An 8,492-nucleotide genomic window follows, 5' to 3' on the forward strand; every position below is an offset into this window, starting at 1 on the left:
GATGTCCAGAGATTGCGACGAAGCGCGGCAGCCTCGCGGAAAATCCGACCGTCACTCTGCGTAGTCCACATCCTGGCGGCGCAGGTCCTCCCTTGTCCAGCGGGATGCCTCGTCGGCGCCTTTCGGGTCACACGCGGTGGACGGGTGCGGTCAGGGAGGGAGACTGCGGTGACGGCGTGGGGCGTAGGAGGAACCGGTAGAGCAACACCCCGGCCGCTAGGACGACCACCGCGAAGAGGAAGGGCGCATGAAACGATCCGGTGGCCTGGGCCAGCCATCCGGTGAACACCACGCCGCATCCGGTGGCCGCCGTATTGGCGAAGTTCATCAGCCCGCTGACGGCACCGACCGTTCCGGGCGCAGCCAGCAGGCCGGGGAGGCTCCAGGCGACGGGCGCGGCGATTGCCAGGCCGGACAGGGAGAGCGACATCCAGGCCACCGCGGCGGCAGCGGATTCGGCGGTCCCCGCAGCGCCGATGGTGGCGCCGCACACCAGCCCTACGGTCAGCACGGCTCTGCGGACCAGTATCGGATCACGGCCTCGGGATACCAGCCTGTCCACCAGCCAGCCTCCGACGACGAGTTCGGCCACTGTCGCCACACCCCACGGGATCATCGAATGAAGGCCGGAATTCAGGAGTCGAAGGCCGTACTCCCGCTGAAAGAACTCGGGCATCCACGTGACCACCACATTGATCGTGTAACCGTAGCAGGCAAAGGCAAGCGCCATGGTCCAGTTCCTGCTGACACAGAGCACGGAGCGAATGTCCCTCATCCGTGCACGGTCGGTGTCGCGTGCCCCGCCGTCGAGAATGAACTCCCGCTCGGCGTCGGCCAGCAGGGGATGTGTGGAGGGGTCGCGGTAGCCGCACCACCACAGCACCGAGAACAGCAGGCTCAGCGTGGCACAGAACAGGAACCCCGCTCTCCAGCCCCACTCGCTCATCACAAAGGCCAGAACCGGGAACGCCACCATGTGGGCGAGTTTCGTGGCTCCGTCGAACAGCGCCGTCGCCATCCCTCGCTCACCGAGCGGGAACCAGGCCGCAGTCGCCTTGGAAGCCCCCACCATGGATGGCCCTTCTGCCACACCGAGCAGCAGACGTGCCGCTATGACCGAGCCGAGCCCACCGGCCAGCGCGGTCAGCAGACTGGCGACGGTCCACAGAGCGGTGGCGATACGGGTGAGCCAGGAGACGCCGAAGATGTCCACCAGCGCACCCGCCGGTAACTGCGCCAGACAATATGGCCAGGTGAAAGCCGCAAGGACAATGCCGAGCTGCTGTAGATCGAGATCGAATTCGGCGGCAATCGGTGAACTCGCCACCGATAAGGCAATACGGTCAACAAAGTTGACGAATATGCCGCCGGCGATCAGTCCTCCGATCGCCCAACGGGAACGTCCAGAAGGTTTCACGGAACCGGGTCACCTTTCGCGGAACGTCCGTCCCGCTCGAGTCGATAGGTCAGGCGTTGATGGAACTCCGGCCTGCTGCCGCCTCGCGGGGAGGCTTCTGCCCGTCGCCGGTCCGAAGCCCGGGGGAACGGCTCGACGGTCGCGTGGCTGTCTCCACTGCTGACGTCCCACACAGGTGTGACGGCTGAGAACCTCTGTGACGCTACGTGCCATCTGAATCGCTGGTCCAGACCGTACTGACGTCTTGGCCCAAACCCGCTGTGTTGACAAGTCCCCCGCGGTCAGGCTGTTCGTCCGTGTCCGGGCTGACAGCCGACGCGGCCGGCAAAGGGAGCCCGTGCGCCGGGAGTTCGGCCGACGGTGACGGTACGTGCGGCTGACGACTTGGCTAATCTGCGAGGATGAGCACCGACCTGACTCTGCTGCCGCGTGTCGCCTATCGCGGCCAGGAGGTCACCTCCCGTCGGCTGCGCAGCTTGCTGGCGCTGCTCGCGGGCGACTTGCGCACCGGTTGCAGCATCGAGCGGCTCGTGGAGGGCCTGTGGCCGGACGAGTTGCCGGACCGGCCGGGAAAGGCTGTCCAAGTCCTCGTGTCCAGGGCGCGGGCGCTGCTGGGCGCAGACGTCGTTGCGAGCACGCCGACCGGATACCGGCTCACCCTTGCCGAGCATCAGGTCGACAGCTCCGCCCTGCTGCTGCGTGCCGCCGCGAGCGCGGACCGGGCCAGGGCCGGCGACCACGCCGGATCGCTCGCTGCGGCTGAGGCCGGGCTCGCGCTGTGGGACGGCACCCCTGACGGTGCCGGCGACACCTACGACGCCGTAGCCGCTCTGCGCAGCGCGCGCGCCCCTGTCCGCAGCGCGCTCGTACGCGCGCAGGCGCTCGCGCTCGCCCGGCTGGGCCGGCACGCGGAGGCGGCCGGGCCGCTGGCCGTGGCCGCCTCGGAGCATCCACGCGACGAGGAAGTGCTCGCCGAGCTGCTGCGCGGCGAAGCGGCGACGGCGGGCCCATCCGCCGCGCTGACCCGGTACGAGGCCTACCGCCGTGAGCTGCGCGACGAACTCGGCACGGACCCGGGCGCCGGACTGAAGGCCGTGCAACAGGAGCTGCTGCGCGGCGAGACGCTTGTGGTCAGACACGGCGTACCCCACGAGCCGAACCCGCTCCTCGGCCGCGACGAGGACATCGCGGCGGTGGAGCGGCTGCTGCGTGCCTCTCGCGCCGTCACCGTCGTCGGCCCCGGCGGCCTCGGCAAGACCCGGCTCGCGTACGCCGTCAGCCGCCGGGCCGAACAGCGCGTGGTGCATTTCGTGCCGCTCGTCGGCGTCACCGCGGACGAGGACGTGGCGGGGGAGGTCGCCTCAGCACTCGGGGCCGGCGAGGGGCGGCACGGCGCCGTGAGCGGCCATGGTCCGGCCGACCCGGTGTCCGGCATCCTCGGCGTGCTCGGCTCCGGGCCCACTCTGCTCGCCCTGGACAACTGCGAGCACGTCATCCGGGGCGTCGCCGACCTCGTACAGGCCCTGGTATCGGCCTCGAAGGACCTGCGGGTGCTCGCCACCAGCCGGGCCCCCCTGGGGCTGACGTCGGAGGCGGTGTACGCGCTGCCGGAACTCGGTCTCGACACGTCGGTCGAGCTGTTCACCCAGCGGGCCCGGGCCGCCCGGCCCAGCGTGAAGCTGCCGCCGGACGCGGTGGCCGAGCTGTGTCGCCACCTCGACGGGCTGCCACTCGCCGTGGAGCTGGCCGCGGCACGGGTGCGGGTGATGTCGGTGCCGGAGATCGCCCGCCGCCTCGGCGACCGGTTCGCGCTGCTGCGCGGTGGGGCGCGGGACGTACCGGAGCGCCACCGCACGCTGCACGCGGTCGTGGAGTGGAGTTGGAACCTGCTGTCGGAGGACGCCAGGGCGGCGCTGCGCACCCTGTCCGTCTTCCCGGGCGGGTTCACCGGCGGGGCGGCGGAGCAGGTGCTGGGCCAGGACGCGCTGTTTCTGCTGGAGCAGTTGGCCGGTCAGTCACTGCTGACCGTCGTCGACACCCCGGTGGGGGTGCGGTGCCGGATGCTGGAGACAGTACGGGAGTTCAGCGCGGCGCGCCGTGCGGAGGCGGGCGAGGAGGAGGAGGCCGTCGGCCGGTTTCTGGTCTGGGCGCGGGACTTCGGGGTCGCGTATCACGACGTGCTGTTCGGGCCGGAGCCGCTGGCGGCCTGGGAGGAGATCAGGGCGGAGCAGGACAACCTGGTGCTGGCGTTACGGCACGCGCTGGCCCGGGGGGACGGTCCCACCACCGCGGCTCTCACCGCCGTCCTCGCCGCCTTGTGGTTCACCGATTCCAACTATCCGCGTCTGGCCGCACTGGCCGCCGACACCGGTCCGCCGCTGTCGCACTACCACCCCGCGCCCGAGTACGTCGAAGTCGTCCGCATCGCCACGGTGTTGTGCACAGCGAGCCTTTTCATGGGCTATCGCCCGCACGTGACCGTGGGACGTCAGCTCGTCACGCTGCGGCGGCTTCCTCCGGCTCCGCCGGACACGCTGCTGCGCGCCACCGCGGTCGTACTGAGCGCAATCCCGGAGATGCTGCCTCCCGGTTACGAGGTGCTTCAGAGGCTGTGCCGCAGCGAGCAGCCGCTGGTCGTCGGCATCGCGGAGTGCGTGGCCAGCCATGTCTGGGAGTACGAGCAGGACATCGACCGCGCGCTCGCCTCAGCCAGCCGCATGATCACCGCACTGGCGTCGGTCGCTAACCCGTCCATGCAGGTTATGTGCCATGCGCGGCTGAGCGACATGTGTTTGCAGACGGAGCAGGGCGAGGCCGCGTACCGGCATCTCAAGGCGGCGCTCGAGGCGCTGCCGCGACTCGACGACGAGCACGACGCCATCGGCATCCGCCGGGGACTGGTGCTGGCCTGTCTACAGCGCGACGACCCCGACGAGGCCGAGTACTGGCTCCGGCAGGCGGAGGGGGACAGCACCCCGCGCAACGACGCCGTCCCCGACCTCGCCGCACGCGCCGAGATCGCTCTGGCCCGCGGACAGACGGAGGTCGGCCTCGGCTTGTGGCGCAGCGCCGTGGCGCAGATGCCCGAGGCCGGCTCGGTGCTCGACAACGCCCCCTGGTTCGACCCGTGGGCGCTGGAGATTCAGTCGGCCGCGGTGACGGCGCACGCGCACGCCGGCCGTCTCGAACTCCTCGTGGAGCCGGTCGATCGGCTCCGGCAGCGGCTGCACGCGCTGCTCTCCGGCCCGTCGCACATGCCCAGGGAGCTCCCCGTGTTCGGGACGGTACTGCACGCGCTCGGCATGGCGGGGCTCGCGTCCTGCGACGCCTCCGCCGTACGGTTGATCGCGCTGGCCGAACGGCTGCGGGTCCTGCGCGAGTTCCAGCCCACGATGTCGGCGGCCCGCGCCCGGCGGGCGGCCGAGGAAGCCGACGCGCCGGCGTACGCCGATGCGGTGTCGCGGTACGCCGCCCTGGGACGGGACGAGTTGCGGGATGCGGCCCGCGCGCTCGTCTCGGGATGAGTCGCCGGCACGGGACGCCGGCCGAGGACCGGTTTCAGGGCCCTGAAACCGGTGTGAAACCACGCTGAATGTGCTGTGCCGCACCGTCTGCGGCATGACGACAACGGCATCGCAACCACTCGCTGTCGCAGCCAAAGGGCTCCGCAAGTCCTACGGGGGCAAGACGATCCTCGACGGCATCGACCTGACGGTGCCGGCCGGGACCATCTTCTCGCTGCTCGGCCCGAACGGCGCCGGGAAGACGACCACTGTCAAGATCCTGTCCACTCTCATCAGCGGCGAGGCCCACGAGCTGTACGTCGGCGGTCATGACCTGGCCGCCGATCCGCAGGCGGTGCGGGCCTCGATCGGCGTCACCGGGCAGTTCTCCGCCGTCGACGGTTTGATCACCGGCGAGGAGAACATGCTCCTCATGGCGAACCTGCATCATCTGCCCCGCAGTGAGGGCCGGCGCACCGTCGCGGAGCTGCTGGAGCGTTTCCACTTGACGGAGGCGGCGAAGAAGCCCGCGTCCACCTACTCCGGCGGTATGAAGCGCCGTCTCGACATCGCGATGACGCTCGTCGGCAATCCGCGGATCATCTTCCTCGACGAGCCGACCACAGGGCTCGATCCGCGCAGCCGCCACAACACGTGGCAGATCATCCGCGAGCTGGTCTCCGGTGGCGTCACCGTCTTCCTCACCACCCAGTACCTGGAGGAGGCCGACGAGCTCGCCGACCGCATCGCGGTTCTGAGCGACGGCAAGATCGCCGCTGAGGGAACCGCCGACGAGCTGAAGCGGCTCATCCCGGGCGGGCATGTGCGGCTGCGGTTCGCCGACCCGGCCGCGTACCGGTCGGCGCTCGTGGCGCTGAGCGAGGCCACCGCCGATGACGAGGCGCTGGAGATGCAGGGGCGCAGCGACGGCAGCCAGCGTCAGTTGCGCTCCATCCTCGACTGGCTGAACGCGTCCGGCTTCGCCTTGCGGGAGGTGACCAGGGACGACGAGGCGCTGGCGCTCAAGATCCCCAGCGACGGCAGTCAGCGCGAGTTGCGCTCCATCCTCGACTGGCTGGACGCGGCCGGGATCGAGGCGGACGAGCTGACCGTGCACACCCCCGATCTCGACGATGTGTTCTTCGCCCTGACCGGCGGTCTGGCCCAGCCCCGAAAGGAGGCCGTGCGATCAGGGTCATTGCGTGAAGTGATCTTGTCCGGGTTCGTCAGGTGAGTCCGAGGGCGGCCAGTGGGCGGCGGTAGTCGCGGGCGGCTCGTCGGAGGGCGGCGGCCATGTTGGTGGCGCCGTCCTGGCGGTGGACGCTGATGGCGAGGTTGCGCAGGGATGCCATGGTGCGGGGCAGGTGTCCGGTGCGGACCTTGGAGTCGTCCTCGCGGAAGGTCCGGTCGCGGACGTGATGCAGGAGGTTCTCGATACCCCAGTGGCCTCTGGTCCAGGAGGCGAGTTCGGGGCCGGTCGCGGCGCCGGGGGCGAGGCTGGTGATCAGGTAGATCCGCTCGATTGTGAGCTCACCGGTGGTCCGGTCCAGGCGCCATCGGACGATTTGGAGGGCCTGCTTCGCGTCGGGGTAGTCGAGGTGGTCGAAGGCGGCGGCCTTCAGTCTGCGGATCTCGACGCGGTGGTGGGCGCGGGTTCGGTCGTAGTGCTCCAACGGCATGTCCCGCCAGGGGAGATGGCGCACCCGGTCGTGAAGCTTGGCGTGGTTCTTCTTCACGATCGCCAGGTAGTGGGCGCCACGGGACCGCAGGTAGGTGCCGTGAGCGTGCTGGGTGTGCAGCGCATCGGCGGTGATCACGACGCCGTCCAGGTCCTCGATGGTCTCCAGCAGGGGTGCGAAGGCAGGTATCTCGTTGCTCTTGTCGGCGATCTGGCGCTGGGCCAGGACGGTGCCTGTGTGGTCCATCGCGGCGAGCAGGACCACCGCCGTCTTCCCGGTGGTGCGTGATCCGCGGACCGTCTTGCCGTCCACCGCGACGGCCCGACGGCCTGCCCGCGTGGCCGGCTCGCCGTCCGGGGCGGTCTGGGTGAGGCGAGTGTTGAGGAAGGCGCCGATGGCCCGGTCCAGGGCGTCGCCGTCCAGGCGTTTCAGCAGGCGACGGACGGTCGCCGGGTGCGGGACGGGGATCTGCCCGGTGAGTGGGTCGGGGGTGAAGCCAAGCGACTTCAAGGCCCAGGCTGGCGCGTCGGCGATCCATTCGCCGATGGCGGTCAGCGACTTCGCGCCGGCCAGGACCCCGGCGGCCACCGCGCTCAACAACGCGCCGAAGGGGTAGACCCGGCCCTTGCGACCTCGGGGATCGGGCACGCGGTCCAGGAAACTTCGCAGGTCAACGGCGTCGAGAAGGGGTGCTGGTTCGGTTATCGAGGCCAGTTGGCGCAACGGGGAGGCAATGGGCGATGATGCAGAGGCAGGCACGGGCTCGCTCGGTGTTCATGGGACGTAGACACTCACATGATCACCGGCACCGTGCCTGCACTGCTTTCCGCCCCCGGAACCGCACCAACCGCGACATGACGCAACGTCACAGACATCTGCCGCGAAGCCGCTTCACGCAATGCCCCTGGTGCGATGAGCTCCCTGTCCCTGGCCGTACGCGACTCGACGACGATGGTGCGCCGCAATCTTCTGCACGCGCGGCGCTACCCGGCGCTCACCTTGAACGTCGTACTGACGCCGCTGATCATGCTGCTGCTCTTCGTGTACGTCTTCGGCGACGTGATGAGCGCGGGCATCGGCGGTGGCGGTGCCGACCGTTCCGAGTACATCGCCTACATCGCTCCGGGCATCCTGATGATGACCATCGGCACCACGCTGGTGGGCACTTCGGTGTCCGTCGCCGACGACATGACCGAGGGCATCATGGCCCGCTTCCGCACCATGGCGATCCACCGTGGTTCGGTGGTCATCGGGCATGTGGCGGGCAGCGTGCTGCGGTCGATGATCAGCGTGACCCTCGTCGGTGCCGTCGCCGTGGCCATCGGGTTCCGGTCCGTGGACGCCACGGTTGTGGAGTGGCTGGCGGCGTTCGTGCTGCTCGCGCTGGTCGCCCTGGCGTTCACCTGGATGGCGATCGCGGTGGGGATGGCCAGCACGAACGGCGAGGCTGCGGGCAACAACGCGGTGCCGCTGGTCATCCTGCCCTTCATCTCCAGTGCCTTCGTCCCGGTCGACGCGATGCCGGGCTGGTTCCAGCCGGTCGCCGAGTACCAGCCGTTCACGCCGGCCATCGAAACGCTGCGCGGCCTGCTGCTCGGCAGCGGGATCGGGCACAACGGGTGGCTCACCCTGGCCTGGTGCCTGGGCCTGGCCGTACTCGGCTACTTCTGGTCGAAATCACTGTTCAACCGCCAATCGCGGTAAGAGCACGGGCTGAATCCCCCGCAGCCCGTCCCGCCCCGGGGCGGAGCACTCCGCCCCGGGGCGATCCGCGATCGCTCGCCACCCTCCGCCTCGCCTGCCCTGTGGCCGCAGGCCTGTTTCAGCAACCTCCGCCCACGAAGGGAGACCGACGCCGTGACCACCGCGACGATCGACGACAAGGGGAAAGGG

The 8,492-nt window shown here is 69.8% G+C and carries 5 protein-coding genes; 3 read left to right on the plus strand and 2 right to left on the minus strand.

Annotation, left to right across the window (positions count from 1 at the left end; translation table 11 throughout):
• Positions 1–127: 127 nt before the first annotated feature.
• Positions 128–1,417, minus strand: a complete 1,290-nt coding sequence (locus KYY02_RS32990) for an MFS transporter (RefSeq protein WP_371244607.1) — start codon at positions 1,415–1,417, stop codon at positions 128–130.
• 401 nt (positions 1,418–1,818) lie between these two features.
• Here KYY02_RS32990 and KYY02_RS32995 point away from each other — a divergent pair, with 401 nt between their 5' ends.
• Both KYY02_RS32995 and KYY02_RS33000 read left to right on the plus strand, forming a co-directional pair.
• Entirely contained in the window at positions 1,819–4,941 is a 3,123-nt protein-coding gene (locus KYY02_RS32995; RefSeq protein ID WP_371244609.1) for an ATP-binding protein, read from the plus strand.
• A gap of 94 nt (positions 4,942–5,035) precedes the next feature.
• Positions 5,036–6,154 (plus strand): ATP-binding cassette domain-containing protein, encoded by a 1,119-nt coding sequence (locus KYY02_RS33000; protein WP_371244611.1) that lies wholly within the window; start codon positions 5,036–5,038, stop codon positions 6,152–6,154.
• On the opposite strand, the gene KYY02_RS33005 is transcribed toward KYY02_RS33000, so the two are convergent.
• Positions 6,147–7,247, minus strand: coding sequence for an ISAs1 family transposase (locus KYY02_RS33005; protein ID WP_371244613.1), 1,101 nt, complete (start codon positions 7,245–7,247; stop codon positions 6,147–6,149). The two genes, KYY02_RS33000 and KYY02_RS33005, sit on opposite strands and share 8 nt — an antisense overlap.
• Before the next feature lie 264 nt (positions 7,248–7,511).
• On the opposite strand from KYY02_RS33005, the gene KYY02_RS33010 reads away from it, so the two are divergent.
• Positions 7,512–8,303: an ABC transporter permease gene (locus KYY02_RS33010; protein ID WP_371244615.1), complete on the plus strand. Its 792-nt coding sequence runs from the start codon at positions 7,512–7,514 to the stop codon at positions 8,301–8,303.
• Positions 8,304–8,492: the final 189 nt, after the last annotated feature.

Source organism: Streptomyces pimonensis (assembly GCF_041380215.1).
Classification (GTDB): Bacteria; Actinomycetota; Actinomycetes; order Streptomycetales; family Streptomycetaceae; genus Streptomyces; species Streptomyces pimonensis.

Bases quoted from the DNA above. Each gene is read 5' to 3' on its own strand.
- KYY02_RS33000 (WP_371244611.1), top strand. From the start codon at position 5,036: ATGACGACAACGGCATCGCAACCACTCGCTGTCGCAGCCAAAGGGCTC.
- KYY02_RS33010 (WP_371244615.1), top strand. From the start codon at position 7,512: ATGAGCTCCCTGTCCCTGGCCGTACGCGACTCGACGACGATGGTGCGC.
- KYY02_RS32995 (WP_371244609.1), top strand. From the start codon at position 1,819: ATGAGCACCGACCTGACTCTGCTGCCGCGTGTCGCCTATCGCGGCCAG.